Source organism: Nostoc sp. DedQUE12b (assembly GCF_034530835.1).
In the GTDB taxonomy this organism is placed as follows: domain Bacteria; phylum Cyanobacteriota; class Cyanobacteriia; order Cyanobacteriales; family Nostocaceae; genus Nostoc.
Map to the genome: position 1 here is coordinate 1 of NZ_JAVRCI010000006.1, position 17,908 is coordinate 17,908.

The 17,908-nt window shown below is 41.9% G+C and carries 21 protein-coding genes; 15 read left to right on the forward strand and 6 right to left on the reverse strand.

Features of this window, described 5'->3' with window-relative positions; translation table 11 throughout:
- The first annotated feature begins 171 nt into the window (after positions 1-171).
- The 13 genes from RMY16_RS04570 to RMY16_RS04630 all read left to right on the forward strand — a co-directional run bounded on the left by RMY16_RS04570 (position 172) and on the right by RMY16_RS04630 (position 10,334).
- The gene (locus RMY16_RS04570) at positions 172-765 is read left to right on the forward strand and encodes a glutathione S-transferase family protein (protein WP_322735359.1); all 594 of its coding nucleotides are present in this window, start codon (positions 172-174) and stop codon (positions 763-765) included.
- 68 nt (positions 766-833) lie between these two features.
- On the forward strand, positions 834-2,213 hold the full coding sequence (locus RMY16_RS04575; RefSeq protein WP_322735360.1) for an LLM class flavin-dependent oxidoreductase: 1,380 nt from the start codon (positions 834-836) through the stop codon (positions 2,211-2,213).
- A 250-nt stretch (positions 2,214-2,463) separates the two neighbouring features.
- A complete protein-coding gene (locus RMY16_RS04580) occupies positions 2,464-3,435 on the forward strand; it encodes a DMT family transporter (protein WP_322735361.1) in 972 nt (323 codons plus the stop codon).
- A 20-nt stretch (positions 3,436-3,455) separates the two neighbouring features.
- Complete coding sequence (locus RMY16_RS04585; protein ID WP_322735362.1) at positions 3,456-4,169, forward strand: DJ-1/PfpI family protein; 714 nt, start codon at positions 3,456-3,458, stop codon at positions 4,167-4,169.
- A gap of 24 nt (positions 4,170-4,193) precedes the next feature.
- Positions 4,194-4,532 (forward strand): TSUP family transporter, encoded by a 339-nt coding sequence (locus RMY16_RS04590; RefSeq protein ID WP_322735489.1) that lies wholly within the window; start codon positions 4,194-4,196, stop codon positions 4,530-4,532.
- A gap of 9 nt (positions 4,533-4,541) precedes the next feature.
- Positions 4,542-5,198, forward strand: a complete 657-nt coding sequence (locus RMY16_RS04595) for an HAD family hydrolase (RefSeq protein WP_322735363.1) — start codon at positions 4,542-4,544, stop codon at positions 5,196-5,198.
- A gap of 23 nt (positions 5,199-5,221) precedes the next feature.
- Positions 5,222-5,998: a sulfite exporter TauE/SafE family protein gene (locus tag RMY16_RS04600; RefSeq protein ID WP_322700518.1), complete on the forward strand. Its 777-nt coding sequence runs from the start codon at positions 5,222-5,224 to the stop codon at positions 5,996-5,998.
- Between the two features lie 27 nt (positions 5,999-6,025).
- The gene (locus RMY16_RS04605; RefSeq protein ID WP_322735364.1) at positions 6,026-7,279 is read left to right on the forward strand and encodes an MFS transporter; all 1,254 of its coding nucleotides are present in this window, start codon (positions 6,026-6,028) and stop codon (positions 7,277-7,279) included.
- Between the two features lie 68 nt (positions 7,280-7,347).
- Positions 7,348-7,734 (forward strand): oxalurate catabolism protein HpxZ, encoded by a 387-nt coding sequence (gene hpxZ, locus RMY16_RS04610; protein WP_322735365.1) that lies wholly within the window; start codon positions 7,348-7,350, stop codon positions 7,732-7,734.
- Positions 7,735-7,845: 111 nt separating this feature from the next.
- Positions 7,846-8,571, forward strand: coding sequence for a hypothetical protein (locus tag RMY16_RS04615; RefSeq protein WP_322735366.1), 726 nt, complete (start codon positions 7,846-7,848; stop codon positions 8,569-8,571).
- Between the two features lie 2 nt (positions 8,572-8,573).
- On the forward strand, positions 8,574-9,149 hold the full coding sequence (locus RMY16_RS04620) for an O-methyltransferase (protein WP_322735367.1): 576 nt from the start codon (positions 8,574-8,576) through the stop codon (positions 9,147-9,149).
- Between the two features lie 10 nt (positions 9,150-9,159).
- The gene (locus RMY16_RS04625; protein ID WP_322735368.1) at positions 9,160-9,768 is read left to right on the forward strand and encodes a histidine phosphatase family protein; all 609 of its coding nucleotides are present in this window, start codon (positions 9,160-9,162) and stop codon (positions 9,766-9,768) included.
- A gap of 2 nt (positions 9,769-9,770) precedes the next feature.
- Positions 9,771-10,334, forward strand: coding sequence for an NUDIX hydrolase (locus RMY16_RS04630; protein WP_322735369.1), 564 nt, complete (start codon positions 9,771-9,773; stop codon positions 10,332-10,334).
- Positions 10,335-10,421: 87 nt separating this feature from the next.
- Here RMY16_RS04630 and RMY16_RS04635 read toward each other — a convergent pair whose 3' ends face one another.
- Genes RMY16_RS04635 through RMY16_RS04645 form a run of 3 tightly spaced genes read right to left on the reverse strand, consistent with a single transcriptional unit; the run spans position 10,422 to position 11,851 of the window.
- Complete coding sequence (locus RMY16_RS04635) at positions 10,422-10,916, reverse strand: GNAT family N-acetyltransferase (RefSeq protein ID WP_322735370.1); 495 nt, start codon at positions 10,914-10,916, stop codon at positions 10,422-10,424.
- Positions 10,906-11,562: a glutathione S-transferase family protein gene (locus RMY16_RS04640; protein WP_322735371.1), complete on the reverse strand. Its 657-nt coding sequence runs from the start codon at positions 11,560-11,562 to the stop codon at positions 10,906-10,908. Before RMY16_RS04640 ends, RMY16_RS04635 begins: the two co-directional genes overlap by 11 nt.
- A 4-nt stretch (positions 11,563-11,566) precedes the next feature.
- Positions 11,567-11,851, reverse strand: coding sequence for a hypothetical protein (locus RMY16_RS04645; RefSeq protein WP_322735372.1), 285 nt, complete (start codon positions 11,849-11,851; stop codon positions 11,567-11,569).
- A 177-nt stretch (positions 11,852-12,028) separates the two neighbouring features.
- On the opposite strand from RMY16_RS04645, the gene RMY16_RS04650 reads away from it, so the two are divergent.
- On the forward strand, positions 12,029-12,922 hold the full coding sequence (locus RMY16_RS04650) for a LysR family transcriptional regulator (RefSeq protein ID WP_322667795.1): 894 nt from the start codon (positions 12,029-12,031) through the stop codon (positions 12,920-12,922).
- A 66-nt stretch (positions 12,923-12,988) separates the two neighbouring features.
- Here RMY16_RS04650 and RMY16_RS04655 read toward each other — a convergent pair whose 3' ends face one another.
- The gene (locus RMY16_RS04655; RefSeq protein WP_322735373.1) at positions 12,989-13,630 is read right to left on the reverse strand and encodes a transaldolase family protein; all 642 of its coding nucleotides are present in this window, start codon (positions 13,628-13,630) and stop codon (positions 12,989-12,991) included.
- A gap of 136 nt (positions 13,631-13,766) precedes the next feature.
- The gene (rbsK, locus tag RMY16_RS04660) at positions 13,767-14,708 is read right to left on the reverse strand and encodes a ribokinase (RefSeq protein WP_322735374.1); all 942 of its coding nucleotides are present in this window, start codon (positions 14,706-14,708) and stop codon (positions 13,767-13,769) included.
- A 501-nt stretch (positions 14,709-15,209) separates the two neighbouring features.
- Here rbsK and RMY16_RS04665 point away from each other — a divergent pair.
- A complete protein-coding gene (locus RMY16_RS04665; RefSeq protein WP_322667798.1) occupies positions 15,210-16,472 on the forward strand; it encodes a patatin-like phospholipase family protein in 1,263 nt (420 codons plus the stop codon).
- Between the two features lie 178 nt (positions 16,473-16,650).
- Here the strand turns inward: RMY16_RS04665 and RMY16_RS04670 are convergent, their stop codons facing one another.
- Positions 16,651-17,838, reverse strand: coding sequence for a cysteine desulfurase family protein (locus RMY16_RS04670; RefSeq protein ID WP_322735375.1), 1,188 nt, complete (start codon positions 17,836-17,838; stop codon positions 16,651-16,653).
- Positions 17,839-17,908 lie beyond the last annotated feature (70 nt).

Here is a 17,908-nt window from a genome sequence, read left to right on the forward strand (position 1 = left end):
CATTAATGAGTCTTTGAGCTTCATTAATGAGTCTTTGAGCTTCATTAATGAGTCTTTGAACTCCATTAATGAGGCTTTGAACTCCATTAATGAGGCTTTGAACTCCATTTCCCTGTTCCCTGCCCTTTACTGGCTTAACCTTCTGTTGACTAATGACGATCGCGCTTTTTTATGAAACTCTTCTATACACCCAACTCGCCCTATGCACGCATTGCACGGGTAGCAATAATAGAATTGAATCTCAGCAACCAGATCGAAACGCAAAAAGTCATTGCACGAGATCCGAACAGCGACCTACTGAATTACAACCCTACAGGTAAAATACCAACTCTAGCGACTGACGACGGATTTATCTTGAGTGAAACACGTATAATTTGCGTCTATCTGAATCACTTAAATCCTGAAATTAAACTAGTTGCTGACATATCTAATGGCTTTTTACAGCAACTTGAAGGTATGACTGGTGGGTTCATAGATGGCATTGCTGTCTGGGTACGGGAGTTAAGGCGTCCCCACAGCGAACAGTCTCCTGGGGCGATCGAGTTTGAGCGTGAGCGAGCGTTGAGAATTTTAGACTACTTCGAGAAGATATCAGATAAACTCGACCAAACTCCTAAACTTGCTCATATAACCCTCGCCTCTGCACTTGGACTAGAAATCCGCCTTCCCAATCTGCAATGGCGGCAGAAATATCCAAAACTTGCTAGTTGGTACGATGAATTCTCTAAACTACCCTCCATCCAAGCAACAAGACCAGAGTCTTAATAACTAACATTTTCTTGTTCCAAACTGGAGAACGAAAAAAGCATAAGTACGCCCTCGCAAATATAAACATGAGTACAAAAAAACAACTTAAACTCGGAGCATTTTTACCTGGGAGTGGTCATCACGTTGCAGCATGGCGACATCCCAACACCCCTGCTGATGGAGGTCTGAACTTCCAACATTATAAGCAGCTGGCACAAACGGCTGAACGGGGTAAATTTGATATGCTTTTCCTCGCAGATGGTTTAGCCGTCTGGGATAGAGGACAAGGGGCTGAGGCTTTTAGCCGTTCGGGACAATTCAGTGTCCATTTTGAACCTTTAACCTTATTATCGGCTCTGTCTGCGGTGACAGAAAATATCGGGTTGGTGGCGACATCATCAACGACTTATGATGAGCCTTATCATCTCGCCCGTAAGTTTGCATCACTAGATTATCTCAGCGGTGGTCGTGCCGGATGGAATCTCGTAACCTCCTCTGCTGAAGCCGCAGCGCAGAATTTCAGCCAAGAAAACCACCTAGAACACTCGCTACGCTATGAACGGGCGAAAGAATTTGTGGATGTTGTCACCAAACTTTGGGACAGTTGGGAAGACGATGCTTTTCTCCACGATAAAGAGTCAGGTATTTACTTCGATGCAGAAAAGTTGCATGTTCCCCACCACAAGGGTAAATATTTCTCAGTACGCGGCCCGCTCAATGTGGCGCGTCCACCGCAGGGATATCCAGTAATCGTACAAGCTGGATCTTCTGAGGCTGGACAGGATTTAGCTGCTCAAACAGCAGAGGCGATTTTCACTGCACAACAGACATTGGCAGAAGCTCAAGCCTTCTACGCTAGCGTCAAGGGGAGATTGGCTAAATACGGACGTTCCCCTGACCATCTCAAAATTATGCCTGGGGTATTCCCGGTAATTGGTAAAACTGAGCAGGAAGCTAAGGATAAATATGAGCAACTTCAGGAGTTGATTCATCCCTTGGTTGGATTAGGGCTGCTTTCTGGGCTAGTGGGTGGCCATGATTTGTCCAAATATCCCCTAGATGGGCCGTTGCCGGATCTGCCTGATACCAACGGTGGCAAAAGCCGCTTGCAGTTGATCACCGATCTTGCCCGCAGAGAGAATTTAACAATCCGGCAACTGTATTTGTGGATTGCAGGAGCGCGGGGACATCGAACGATTCTCGGAACACCAGAACACATTGCCGATCAACTAGAAGATTGGTTCGTCAATGGTGGGGCTGATGGATTTAACATTATGCCACCTTGGCTACCTGGAGGTTTAGAGGAATTCGTAGACTTGGTAATTCCCGAATTGCAACGCCGAGGAATATTTCGTACTGAGTATGAAGGTAGTACTTTGCGTGAAAATCTTGGTTTGCCCCGTCCGGTGAACCAGTTCACCACAAGGACTGCTCCTGAACCTGTGGGCGTCGGTTCCTTGGCATAGTTTTGATTAGACATCTTGCAAAAGTAACTTTTGCCAAGATGTTGGGGAAAGGTTAAAGGTTAAAGGGTAAGGGAAAATTCCATACCTTTACCCTTTACCCCTTACCCTTTTCCCCACAATCCCAAGAAGTCTATTGAACAACTGGCAGCGTTTTTGAAGCGACGGCTTTGATTTCCTCAAACTTCATCTGGTTTGTTATTCCAGTGGTTTTAACAATACAATCAAGTCGTCTCTAAGGAAACTTTTTATCGTGTTGGGCATCCTAACGGTTCTTCTATCCTCCTTTGTTTTGACGTTTCACAACGTTACAGTCCGAGTTTTGTTTTCAGAACATCTCGTACTAGGTTTATTTTTACTTGGTGGATACGTTAAACCGGATTTGCAGAATTCATTCTTGCTGATGTTCATGCGAATGCTGCTGGTGGTTCCACTCATGGCATCTCTATCATTCAAGCTATATCCATCTGCTTGGACAGAACTCCAATACTTGTTTACCCGTGTTCGCAGGGATGTTCTAATCCAAGCTCTTGGCTGTGGGGTGCTGATGTTTGTGTATATTGCCTCACTCTACATTGCTATTGGCTTGATTCCCACAGGTATTGCCTTGACCCTTTTCTTCACCTATCCCGTATTTACAGCGCTGCTATCTTGGAAGTTTTTTGGCGATCGCCCCACATTGTTCCGTTGGCTAGTAATGGCTATTATTCTGGTGGGAAGCACTCTCACCATTCCCCAATCTTCTGCCACCTACAGCAGTCATACCATTGCGATCGGCATTTTCGCTAGTTTTGGCGCTGGGATCGTTTATGCCTTTTATTGCATCATTGCTCAAAAATGTTTGGAAAAATTCCATCCAGTTCCCTTTACCTGGATCAGTTTTGCCTGTACTCTACTGCTCTCTGGTATTAGCTTAGTGTTTTGGCCAGCTAAAAGCGGACAACTTGACTGGACACCTTTATGGATTGGTAGCATATTTTCGGGTCTTGTTAGCTTTCTTGGACATACTTTAAACAATCTGGGGATTCGGATGGTTGGCGCATCTACCGCCTCCATAATCGGCTCTAGCAGTCCAGCATTGACGGCGTTAGTGGCATGGATAACCATTAACGAAACTTTAAACTTGATTCAGAGTATAGGGATTGGTGTTGTCACATTAGGGATTGCTTTGCTAAGTGGAGAAGCCTTTATTCAAGCATCTATTCTTACTAGAAACCCAAAATAAATCATTATGAATTACTAAAAATGACTACTACAGAACAAACCTTTTCTCTATCTATCGGGATTGTACTATTCCCAAATCTGACGCAGTTAGATTTTACTGGGCCCTACGAGGTTTTTAGCAAACTACCAGACACACAATTATATCTGCTAGCGGAGACTTTAGAACCGATTCAAAGCGATCGCGGACTCACTTTTTTACCTGACACGACATTTACTCAGTCGCCAGCTTTAGACGTGTTATTTGTGCCGGGAGGGCCTGGTATTGATGCCAAGCTGGAAGATAGCAAATTTCTCGATTTTCTGAAAACTCAGGGAGAACAAGCACGCTACGTGACAGCTGTTTGCACGGGTTCTCTACTACTGGCGGCGGCTGGTTTACTCCAAGGGTATCGTGCCACTACTCACTGGGTATACTTAGATTTGCTGGAATTATTGGGCGTTGAGGTAGTAAAACAAAGGGTTGTAATTGATCGCAATCGGATTACAGGTGGGGGTGTGACAGCAGGAATTGACTTTGGACTAGTCATAGCTGCGGAATTATTCACAGAAGCGATCGCCCAATCGATTCAATTAGGAATAGAATACAATCCTCAACCGCCTTTTCAAAGTGGTTCACCCGAAACTGCACCAGAAGTAATCATCAACAGAGTCAAAGCTGCTAGCAAAAATCGTCGAGATAACCGTCTACAAATCATCCAAAAGATAATTGCTCAATCACCAACTTCTGTATCATAAAAATCTCAATTTTGTCTGAATTTAATCCAGGCTTGTTTTCTATTTTTCAGTGCTTGGCTCAGTGGGGTATTAAATTCAGTTGCAGGAGGAGGTGGATTGATTATTTTTCCAGCACTTTTACTAACTGGTCTACCAGCTATCAATGCCAATGCAACAAGTACGCTAGCGTCATCTACTGGATACATTGCCAGCGTGGCTGCCTATCATGATAAGTTGCCGACACAACAACTCTCATGGCTCCTTGGTGGTGTTAGCGTGATTGGTGGACTGTTAGGTGCAGTGTTACTGCTACTTCTTACTTTTTTATCCGCAGATAAGCAAAAGCTGATGAAACTACATATCAATCACTTAGGTCTAATTTGATATTAATATATGCTTTGTGACGCTGTCCTTTTTGATTTAGACGGGACTTTGACAGATCCTAAACCTGGCATCACTCGCTGCATTCAGTATGCGCTCTCTGAACTCGGTTATAAACCGCCGGATGCTGATGAATTGCATTGGTGTATTGGCCCACCACTGAAAGATAGCTTTTCGCAATTACTCAATACCTTGGATGGCACAGTAATTGAACAAGCTATTTTACTTTATCGTCGTCGCTTTGCCACAATTGGATTATTTGAAAACTCCCTTTATCCTCAAATTTCAGAAGTCCTGAAAGCCATTCGTTTTGCTGGTTATAAAACTTTTGTTGCTACTTCTAAACCATATATTTATGCAACGCAAATTATTGAATATTTTGGCTTATCATTGCTTTTTGATGGTGTTTATGGTAGCGAACTTGACGGAACGCGGAGCGTAAAAGGTGACTTAATTCACCATATTTTATTAACAGAAAAACTTTTACCCTCTAGTGTGGTGATGGTAGGCGATCGCTCACATGACATCATTGGAGCCAAGCACAATCACATCGCTTCAATTGGTGTTACCTATGGCTATGGAACTGAGGAGGAATTAAAAGCTCATGGTGCTGACTTGATTGCCCATTCTCCAAGTGATATTCCCAGATTTATAATTTATAATTCGTAATTCGTAATTCGTAATTCAAAATAATGCCACCATCATTAACGTTTATCCATAGCTTGCTGTTGTTTAGTACCGCTTTCATTGCAGGCGGCTTAAACGCTGTAGCGGGTGGTGGAAGCTTTATCACGTTTCCAACTCTTATTTTTACGGGTGTACCCCCGATCGCAGCTAACGCCACCAATAATACTGCAATTTGGGTGGCTTCCCTAGCCAGTGCTGGAGCATATCGTCAAGATTTGGGCATTGAGCGGCGAGATTTTTTACTTCTATGTGGCGTCAGTTTAGTTGGTGGCATGATTGGCTCCATCGCCTTGTTGTATACATCGCCAGATGTCTTTAAAAAGCTGATTCCCTATCTATTGCTGCTAGCAACCCTGGTATTTACCTTTGGCGAACCGTTCAAAAAGTGGTTGCAGCGTCAAAACCAGAACACCTCACCGGAATCTGTACCGTTGTTTAATTTAGTACTGGCTCAACTAGCGATCGCCATCTATGGCGGTTTCTTCGGCGCAGGTATAGGGATTTTAATGCTGGCAGCTCTAACGTTTTTAGGCATCAAAAGTATTCACAAAATGAATGCTTTCAAGACATTTTTAGGGAGTTGTATCAATGGTATTGCGATCGTTCCATTTCTTTTTGCAGGTGTGATTGCTTGGCATCAAGCTATTTTGATGGCAGTCGGTGGCTCTCTTGGTGGTTACTTAAGTGCCCATTATGCTCGTCAACTTGAACCCCACTTAATTCGGAAATTTGTCATGATTGTTGCCTTTACGATGACTGCCTACTTTTTTATTCACGGTTAAGAACTGGGAACTACTCAAGGGTGATATATGGAAGCATCAAAAAAATCACAAGTCATGCTCCGTGCTTTTAGTTCCAGAAATTTTCGCCTGTACTACACAGGTCAGGCAATTTCTTTGATTGGTACGTCGATGACTCAAGTGGCTACTAGTTGGCTAGTATATCGCCTCACCGATTCCGCTTGGTTACTAGGTCTAGTGGGCTTTGCCAGCCAAATTCCCACACTTCTATTGATTCCTCTGGGTGGAATCATTGCCGATCGCTGGAATCGTCATCAAATTCTACTAGTTGCCCAGATTTTGGGAATGCTTCAGTCTTTAGCTCTAACGTGGCTAGCTCTAAGCGGTACGATTAATATTGAGTACATTGCAATTCTTGGTGTACTGCAAGGGATTATTAACGCCTTCGACATTCCGACTCGGCAGGCATTTCTTCCGGAAACAGTTGGTAAGGAAAATCTCGGTAATGCTTTTGCCTTGTACTCTTCGCTAGTGAGTGTGACGAGTATGTTGGGGCCTGCGATCGCAGGTTTATTAATTGTGGCGCTGGGATCGGGGCTATGTTTCCTGATTGATAGCATTAGTTACATCGCTGTAATTATTGCCCTCCTAGCAATACGGTTGACATCCAGAAAAGCCGTCATTCCCAAACGCAAACCTTTAGAAGAATTAAAAACTAGTTTTAAATATGCCTTTGGGTTTTTGCCAATTCGCTCAGTCTTAATTGGTTCGGCTTTAGTTTGCTGCGTGTGGGGATTTTATTTAGCTTTGGGGCCGATTTTTGCCAAGGAGATTTTGCAAGGTGGCCCTAACACCTTCGGCTTCTTGATGACAGCTTCCAGTTTGGGAACCTTAGCAGGTGGTATCTATTTAACGAAGCATAGCAATGTACTAGAGTCCGGTAAAGTTCTAGCATTGGGTATAGGTTTTATGGGAGTAAGCTTAATTGTCTTTGCCCTATCCCATGTGTTCTGGCTTTCACTGCTTTCATTATTAGCAGCTGGTTTCGGCTTTATTTTGCAAATAATTGCCGGACGCACTTTGCTTCAGTTGCTGGTGAGCGATGAAAATCGCGGACAAATTACCGGTCTTTACGTTATGGCATCTACAGGCGCAGTACCTATAGGTAACTTAATAGCTGGCGCACTAGCAAGCAAAATTGGTAGTAGTAATACTGTCATCCTTGGTGCAAGTATTTGTATTGCAGGCTCAATCTTCTTTATGCAACAAATCTCCACCTTCCGCGATCTGGTACGTTTAAATCTACGTACTGAAGGAGCTTAAAAGAAAAATAGCTCTGACGATTTAAAAGAGTGCATAATCAGCCATAACATCAAAAATTGGTAACAACAATGACTACTATAAATGACCCTACTGTTGTAGCTAAAGTAACCGATTTGTACCTCAAGTACGAAGAAGCCCTTTCTAATAACAATTTGGAGGTGATGGATAGCTTGTTTTGGGATGCGGTTGAAGTCGTGCGCTTTGGCATCACAGAAAACCTCTATGGTAACGATGAAATTCGTAACTTTCGTCAGAATCGACCCAACCCGAAAATAGAGCGAGAAATCTCGAATCTCAAGGTTGTCACCTTTGGGAAAGATGCCGCAACAGTGACATTAGAATTTCGCCGGATTATCAATGGTGTAGAGCGTTTCGGGCGACAAAGCCAGACTTGGTACAGGTTTACCGAAGGCTGGAAGGTAGTTTCAGCCCATGTTTCATTATTGCCAGTGTGAATTTTAAAACTATGATCGAAAACGAAAAGGATACAGAGCAACTAAATTTATTTATAGGGATCATTAATTTTGAATTTTGAATTTTGAATTTTGAATTTGGAGCGAAGCGACGTGACTAGCATTACCGAAATTGCCCCAGATATCTATCGCATCTCAACCTATGACCCAAAAATAGATATGCAATTCATCCAGTTTTTAGTGAAGGATGAAGAACCATTATTATTTCATACGGGTTTAAAGGGGATGTTTCCACTAGTACATGATGCAGTGGCAAAGATTATTGACCCATCACAAATTCGCTGGATTAGCTTTAGCCATTTTGAAGCTGATGAATGTGGATCGCTAAATGAATGGCTGTCCCTTGCGCCAAATGCTCAGACAGTTTGTAGCCCCATAGCAGCCTTTGTGAGTGTAGATGATTTTGCAATTCGTCCATCCAAAATTATGCAACACGCTGAAGTTTTAAACACTGGTAAATATAGTTTTCAGTTTCACCATACACCACAAGTTCCTCACAGTTGGGATGCAGGATTATTCTTGGAAACTAGTCATAAAACCTTATTTTGCTCAGACCTTTTCCACCAGTTTGGAGATGTGGAAGCAATAACTGAGTCTGATGTGATTGAACGGTTCCGTCAAACAATAGTCAATTATGAAGCCAGTCCTTTTCCCAATTACATACCATACACAACACATACCAATCGCATTATCCAGGAATTAGCAGCACTCAAGCCGCGTACACTGGCGACAATGCATGGTTCAACGTTTGTGGGAGATGGTGAACGTGCATTGCAGGATTTAGCAGTTGTGTTGCGAGAAGTTTTGGTGAAGGAGTAGACATGACAACTTATCCCGTCGCCTCAAGTCCATCATTAGTGCAGCAGGCCGAATCTCTAGCTGCACAACTTGAGTTTACCCAATCCTCACTCCCAGAAGTTGGTCGCCTGTTGCATGTCCTCACCAGCCACATCACACAGGGTCAAATTGGCGAGATTGGTAGCGGGTGTGGGGTTGGTGCGGCATGGATTGTGAGTGCATTACACCCAAATAGTACATTGATTACTATTGAAAGCGATCGCGATCGTGCCAAAGTTGTGCAACAGCTATTTACTGATAAGTCTAATGTCCACGCACTTCAAGGCGACTGGCGCGACTTGCTCACCTACACTCCCTTCGATTTGTTATTTGCCGATGGCGGAAAGGCAAAACTCACAGAACCTCAGACATTGATAACTGCTCTCAAACCTGGAGGCTTCATCTTACTAGACGATCTCACACCTGAAGAATACTGGCCACCAGAATGGCAGGGACGTACAGATCCAATCAGGGAATTTTGGCTCAAAGATCCTCGGATTGCTGCCACAGAAATCCGCGTGACAGCAAAAAATGCAGTAATTTTAGCAACGCGCATCTAATGAATTATTTATGAATGCGACTTTCAATAAAAATAGTGTGCAAAGATTAATTCTGGTTAGACATTCGCTTCCAGAGAAAATAGCAAAATTGCCTGCTAGAGACTGGCCATTATCAGCAGAAGGACGAGAACGCTCAGAGTTGTTAGCGCAAAGGTTAGCAAATTTCCAACCAAGTACTATAACTGCTAGCAATGAGCCAAAAGCTATAGAAACTGTCCAAATTCTTGCCCAGAAATTTAATCAATCAGTTGAAGTTTTTGCAGGATTAAATGAACATAACCGTAGTAATCTTAGTTTTATAAAAGAAAAAAAGTTTATTGAAACCCTGACTGCTTTTTTCACCACACCAGACGAATTGGTGATGGGATTGGAAACAGCAACGCAAGCTCATCAACGCTTCCAGCAAGCTGTAGAAAATATTATTGCCAAAACTCCAACTGGTGATGTAATTATTGTGTCGCACGGCACTGTCATGACGCTGTTTATTGCTGCTTTTACTGGCAAACAACCATTTCATTTCTGGCAGCAACTTGAGCATCCAATGGCTATAGTACTAGCTTTACCAAATTTAAAATTACTAGAAATAATTACTGTAAAAAGTAGAGAAATAGAGGTTTAAATATGGGAAATTCATTTGATTGGATTGTATTAAAATCTAGACATATAGTAAAAGATAAATGGATTTCAGTACGCTCTGATACTTGCCAAATGCCTAATGGAATAATAGTTGACCCCTATTATGTTCTGGAATATCCAACATGGGTAAATGTTGTAGCTTTAACAAAAAATCAAGAAATTGTATTAGTAAAGCAATATCGTTATGGCATTAACAAAACAGTTTTAGAATTACCTGGTGGTTCTATGGAAGTAGAAGATACTTCACCATTGGAAGCGGCAAAACGTGAGTTATTAGAAGAATCAGGATATACAAGCAATAATTTTATTGAAACGGCTACACTCTCACCGAATTCAGCAACTCACAATAATCTAATTCATTGCTTTTTAGCAATAGATGTGGAATGTGTAGCTGATTTAAAGTTAGACGTAACAGAACAAATTGATGTAGTTTTATTACCCCTAGAAAAAGTAATTGAAGGTATTGAAAATGGTATATTACTGCAAACATTACATATTAGTTCATTATTTTTTGCTCTAAAGAAACTTGATAAAATGCAATTTACTTAGCCATCTAGCTAGAGTTATATTTGTCAATAACTTCACTAATGCATTAGATTATTCTGATTCCTTATGTCAAGCCTGATTGAGATGCTCTTACCCTGCTAAACGACATACTTTTACTTTATTCATAATCTTTGCACCTATTCTTTCATAAAAATTGATTCCACGCTCGTTAGACACAGCTACAGTCCAATCGATTCTGCCACAACCATTTTCTTTGGCAATCTGGCGCAAGCGTAGCATGAGTGCCTGACCAACTCGGTGGCTTCGATATTCAGCTTTGACATATAAATCATCAAGCCAAATTCCCTGTTTTGCTAAAAAAGTTGAATAGATAAAGTGATAAGTTGCCAACCCAATAGTATCGCCATTAACCTCAGCCAAAAGAACAAAAGCAAGAGGCGTTTCTCCAAATAAATCAATTTCTAGTTTTTGAGGAGTTGCTTCTACAGATTCAGGACAACCATCAAATTCGGCTTTCAAGTAAATCAATTCCATAATGGCAGGAATATCCCTTTGGTTTGCATCTCTAATTAGAATATTTCTGCCCTTTATGTTTTCCATATTTGCTATTTCACTAAAACTCATATTGGGGAATAACTTCTGTCTCATTCTTTGCTGCATTTATCCACTCTTGCATTGCTGCAAGTGCCAAAACTGACTCCGCATAATCTCTAGAAATAGTATCTAACTGCACATCATAGGCAATAAATCGCAGGACAACTGGAGCAAAAAACGCATCAGCAATTGTGAAATTACCAAACAAAAAATTGCCAATATTCCTAAATTTTTGACGTGATTCTTGCCAGATACTAGTAATACGGTCAATGTCTTGTTGTACGCCAGGTTCTAAACCTTTACCAGGATATTTAGTACGGCAGTTCATCGGCATATTCTGACGCAAGTTTTGAAATCCTGAGTGCATTTCTGCACTGACAGAACGAGCTAATGCTCTTGCAGCCTTATCCTCTGGCCACCATTGCAGGGTTGGAAAAGTTTCAGCTAGATATTCACAAATAGCAAGAGAATCCCACACTGTTTGCGTATCGTGCAATAACACAGGTACTTTTCCTGATGACGAATATTGCCGAACCTTTGCTGAAAAATCTGGGTCGTTATAGAGAGGAATCCGAATCTCATTGAATTCCAAACCGAATTGCTTCATCGCTAACCAAGGACGAAGTGACCAAGATGAATAATTTTTGTTGCCGATTACCAAAGTAAGTTGTGTCATGTTTTTAATACCGATAAAGTTGTTCAATCCACATAAACACATCAGTTTCGGAACCAGAAGAAAAAGATTTTCCGGTTGCCGGGTCGTAAGCTTGCCAATAGATATTACCGTGGCGGTCAACCTTTTGCCAAACTTGTAATTCATTAGGATCGGTTAGCAGTTTTTTAACAAAATTTTCCCAAATCAGATGCAGAGATTTCCAGAAGTTTGAATGGATTTTTTTCTGGAATGACGGACTACAATTTATTTCTATATCTTCTGTTGATAGACATCTAATGTTATTGTTCATAAAATTATTCCTGAAAGTTGCTCAGTAAATAAAACAGTAACAACATCTCAGTTAGGAATCAAATCATGGCTTGTATAGGTTCTATAAATGGGATTTATAGATATGAAAAATCACTAATACAACCTTTTTGCCACAATGAAGTCAGGATGTGTATACTTTTGTTCTCATCAATTGACTATGAAACTCTCCCAACTCCGAGCCATAGTTGCAGTCGCAGATTGTGGTAATTTTAGTGAGGCAGCCTTAGAATTGCAGCTTTCCCAGCCTGCAATTAGTCATGCGATCGCCACCCTAGAAGAAGAATTAGGTGTGCCATTATTTGCTAGAGGTCGTCACGGTGCTGTGCTGACACCTGCTGGAGAGCGCATTTTGTATCATGCGCGTCAAGCAATGCAGCATCTAAAAATGATGCAACACGAAGCAAACCTGCATAAAGGTTTACATGGTGGTCATGTGCGAATTGCGGCTTTTCGGAGCGTTGCTACTCATCTATTACCGAAAGCGATCGCTCAATTTCACAATCAATTCCCAGAGATTGCTGTCACAATCATAGAGTGTGCTGCTTTCACAGATGTAGAGCAGTGTTTGCATGATGGACGTGCCGATATTGGTATTACCTGTCTCCCAACTGGTGAAGAATTTGAAACCTGGGAAATTTTTCGGGATGAGTATGTAGCTTTACTACCACCAGATAGCAAAATTAGCAGTTCGCAAATTACTTGGGAAGACATAGCAGCCTATCCGCCGGTTTTGCTTCCTTGTACACCCTGTGGGCGCATTCTTCACAACCACCTGAAGACTTTAGCAATTCCAATCCATACTGCTACCGACATTCAAGAAGATTCCACAGTCGTTAGTATGGTGAATCAAGGACTGAGAGCAGCTATTATGCCTCGTTTAGCAGCTGTACCCATTCCACCAAAGGTGCAGGTATACAGTTTACCTGCACCGCTTGAAAGAGTCATTGCAACTGCAACTTTATCTAATGCTCTGCAAGTACCTGCGGTATTCACCTTTTTGGAAATGTTGAGTAAATTTGATTTTTATAGTTTAGCTAAATTCACTTATTGAATACATCCAAATTACGAACTTGTATTGAGCGTCTTGCCTTGAGCGAAGTCGAAAGGAGCCGAAATATTACGCATTAGTTAAACCGATGCCTCCTTTAGCGAATTCTTCAACAGTTTTTTGGGAGAATTCATGAGTTGCGATCGCCTGCAACATTGCCAATGGTAAAGTTAAATGATCCGCCCCGGCTTGTAACGATGCGGCTGCTTCTTCAGGAGATTTGATACTAGCTGCCAAGATTTCCATATCACTGCCTTTGAGTACGCTAGCCATATCCCTCACCAAAGCAATACCATCACCTAACAATCGAGTAGCTCGATTTACATAAGCTATGGCAATTTTAGCTCCTGCTTCCCGTGCTACTGCTGCCTGGGCTGCACTATAAATCGCTGTCACTGAACAGGTAATTTCTGGTGATAGACTCGCTACCACTTCAAACCCTAACGGTGTTGCAGGAATCTTCAAAATTGTTTGTGAACCAATAATCTCTAAAGCTTTTCTACCTTCAGCTAGCATCCCAGCTTTATCAGATGCCATAAGTTGATAATATAACGGGCCATTTGTCAAGGAAACCAATTTTTTGAGCGTGGTTTCTGGTGGAGTATCGCTTTGAGATAACAGCGTGGGATTTGTTGTAATACCTTTTACCCATCCCCAAAGCTTAACAACTTCAGCTTCCGATGCGATCGCGGAGTCTAGATATAGTGCCATACTTAATTCCTCACTTTTACTATCTGCATTTCTCCTGCTATACACCCTACATCGTTCAGAAGCTCTGTACTGAATATTTCTGCCAATCCCTATCAGATAAGCATTTTATTTGTTGATTCTATACTTTTTTAAATACCTACCCTTGCAAGCCACTATCCATTCCCCTTTCCTGAAGAAATGCATCAAATGTAAACCTATCCGGTAGCGAAGTTTGTGCGCCTGGTTTTGTCGCTGTCAAAGCACCTGCTGCTGCACCCCAGACAACTGCTTGATGTAAGGAAAGTCCTTCAAAAAGTGCCGCCGCTAAACCACCATTAAAAGCATCGCCTGCGGCTACTGTGTCAACTGCATGAACTGAAAACGTAGGTACAAAAAACTTTTCTTCAGCAGTAGCACAAAAAACACCCTTAGCACCTAGTTTGACGATCGCACATTTCACACCCCGTTGTAATAAAACCGCAGCTGCTTTGGCGGCTTGTTCCTCGCCATCCACAGGAAAACCCACCAATTGCGCTGCTTCAACTTCATTCGGTGTAATAATGTCTACCAATGGATACAATTCATCTGGTAAATTAGATTGTGCGGGTGCGGGATCGAAAATTACTTTTATATTTGCACCTTTTGCGGCTTTGGCAGCAGCAACCACGGCAGTAATAGGAATTTCTAGTTGTAAAAGTAGTGCTGTAGCTTCTGGTAAAAAGTGGGATAATCGCTCTATATCTTCTTGATTGACGCGCCCATTTGCACCAGGAATGACGACGATTTGATTTTCACCAGTATGACTCACGGTGATAATAGCGACTCCAGAACTTACAGTTTTATCTACAAAAATGTTATCAGTCTGCACACCAGATGCTTGCAAATTGTTAACAAGTTCCGTACCAAAATCGTCTGCGCCTACACGCCCCACTATCTGGGTAGGAATGCCCAATTTTGCCAATGCTACGGCTTGATTGGCTCCTTTCCCTCCCGAAACTTTAAAAAACTCTTCTCCTAGTAACGTTTCTCCTGCAACTGGCAACCGGGGTGTTGTTGCTACCAAGTCTATATTGATGCTGCCGAAGACGATAATACTCATGATGCTGCTCTTAAAGTTATTTTGATTGATATTACAGGATGCGATGTCTACGACGGGTGGTTCCTGAGCGCAGCGTCTCCGATAGGAGAAGGGCTACGCCTACGCAAATATGTAAGTAAATTAGGGTTATGTGAAACGCCCGAAATGATCAATTCTCATAATTTACATCATGGTTAGTTGTACAGTGCTTAAGTGATAAACTCCTTTAACCCTTTTGGTGGTGTTGCTGATTATATGTATGAATTTTTTGTAGAAAGGCAAAATCATTGTGGTAAAAGCGTAAACTCTACGGACACAATACTTTTCGGATAAACCCAACAATCTCTTTTTTGGTTTGGGAGAAAGGTAAATTTAAACCTTTTCCCTTTCCCCTTTCCCCTTTAACCGAAAAGTATTGCTACGGACACTTGCTTCTCTTTTCCGGCACGCCGTGAAATTCTTCACCAATAACTGGGAACCATATAACCATCGTTTTAATGGTTGTCTTGTTAGGAGTAGGTTATGACATTCAAAATTCTCAGTTTAGATGGTGGTGGAATTCGTGGTGTAGTTTCAGTACAAATGCTCAAAGAGGTTGAAAGTCGAATCCAAGCAACTTACGGCTTAGAATTACACCAATACTTTGACATGATTACTGGTACTTCTACTGGTTCAATTATTGCTGCGGGACTGGCGAAAGGCTTAAATACCACTAAACTGCTGGAACTATATCAAACAAAAGCCAAGGACATCTTTCCGCAGCCAAGGAATTTTGAAAAACCTTGGCGATTTGTCAGAGATATATTTTCACCCAAATATTCTCATGATGGATTAGAGAATGCGCTTAAAGATGATTCTGCTTTGGGTGAAACTAAAATTGGCGAAATTACCAATACCATATTGTTGATTCTCGCCTATGATATGCGTTATCGCAACACAACTTTTTTCACCAATTTACATCCTGATTTGGGCGCTCAGTGGTACGATGGACTTCCACTCAAAGATATATGTATTAGTTCGGCATCAGCGCCAACTTTTTTCCCTCCACGCGAGTTAACAGCATCTAACGAACAGGTATTTGGTAAATGGTCATTCCCTCACATTGATGGTGGAGTTTGTGCTAATAATCCATCCTTGGCAGCAATTAGTCATGCTTTAAAAGTGAGTCGTTCTCGTAAACTATCGCCAGAAGATAAGAAAAAACATAATTTAGAGAATCTCAAGCTAGAGGATATTTCTGTACTTTCTATCGGTACGGGTAGAAGCGCGAACCCATTTGAATATGAAAAAATAAAAAAATGGCACAAATTAAGCTGGGTAGAACGGCTTGTGGATGTATTCATGGAGCCAACAGGTGAAATCAATGCTACGATTTGTCAAAATATCCTTGGAGGTTTTGAGTTAGGGCACTATCTCCGATTGGATTTTGATTTGAATGAGAGATACCAAATCTCAGCAAATGAAAATTATAAAATGACTCGTACTCTCATAGAAAAAAAAGAGGAAAGAAAAAATAAGTATTTAGTTAAAGCTGTAAATACAAACCCCAAAGAATACAAGAATTATGAGAAGGATATGCGTGTGAATGAAGAGATGGATGATTCCACAGATAAAAATATTACCACTTTGATTGCTACAGCTCAAGCTTTCATTGACTATGGTCTAATTTTTGAGTCCAGAGTATATGGTGAAGGGCCTCAAGTAAAAGAGGCAATTAGACAATTCATTGACAATAATCCTGTTACTCATACAATTACTAATCAGACCGAGGCGCTACCAGTTTGACATCGTTGCTAGGCAACTCTAGCAATCCTGAATCATTCCTGAAAAACAAGATATCCGACCTCTTTGATAAATCGGATATCTGCGGCTTAAAATTCTCACAAATCAAATCAGATTGCGATAAAAACAGAATTTGTTCTGAGGCGATTGCAGCAACAGTTGGCTCACTGTTATATGACTCCTATTTGATTTTTGAAATATACTTAGGTTGCCCACTAAAAACTGGTGTTAACCTTTGCAAAACTTGCTTCAATACCATTACCGTCCAATCTATATCAGCTTCAGTCGTATCACGCCCCAAAGTTATACGAATTCCCCCCAAGGCAGCTTTTTCTGAATAACCCATCGCTAACAATATCGGGCTAGGGCTAAGTTTACCACTGTGACAAGCAGCACCAGCACTGATACCGATGCCAGCAAGGTTTAGCTGTCGCACCAAGGCTTTACCGCTAAGTTTTTCCCCGTCGGCGTATTCTAGGCACATACTGACATGGTGAGGTAAACGATCGCAAGCATCCCCTGTAGGAATTAAACCAGGAATCTCAGCTAATTGGGCAAAGGCGCGATCGCGTAACTCAATTAATCGTGGTGTTTCTGTAGCTAATTCTTCGGCTGCTAATTCTGCTGCTACACCAAATCCGGCAATTATCGGTACTGCTTGCGTACCAGAACGCAGTCCCATTTCTTGTCCACCACCACCCAGTAAGGGCATCAACTCCACACCAGGACGCACATACAACGCCCCTACACCTTGCGGCCCATATATTTTATGGCTGGAAAGGCTAAGTAAGTCTACAGGTAGTTGTTGCACATCTATGGGTAAGCGTCCCGCAGCTTGCACCGCATCTGTATGGAACAAAGCACCATGCGATCGCACAATTTTACCCAGTTCTGCGATCGGTTGCACAGTCCCAACTTCACTTTGACCGTAAATTATAGAAACTAAGGCTGTGTTATGTCGCAACGCCGCTTTTAAATCCAAGGGATTGACTCTGCCTTTAATATCTACAGATAAGCGCGTAACTTCCCAACCCCACATTTCTAGCAACCGCACTGTTTCAGAAATTGCGGAATGCTCAACACTGGAGATAATTATATGTTGAGGTACAGCATATAACCGAGCTACACCCATAATTGCTAGATTATTTGCCTCAGTGCCACCAGAAGTAAAAACGATCGATTCAGGGGTAGCGGCGTTAATTAAACCAGCAACTTGGACTCTGGCTTGTTCTACAACCGTTGCTGCTCGTTGTCCCCACTCATGTAAACTGGAAGGATTGCCCCACTGTTGAGTGAGGACTGTTTGCATAACTGCGATCGCTTCTTTTCGAGTCGGAGTAGTGGCGCTGTAATCTAGATAAATTTGCATATAACCGATAATGGTGAGAACACACGTTGGTGATAGACTGCGGATTTGTCAGGATATACAGTTTTTGTGG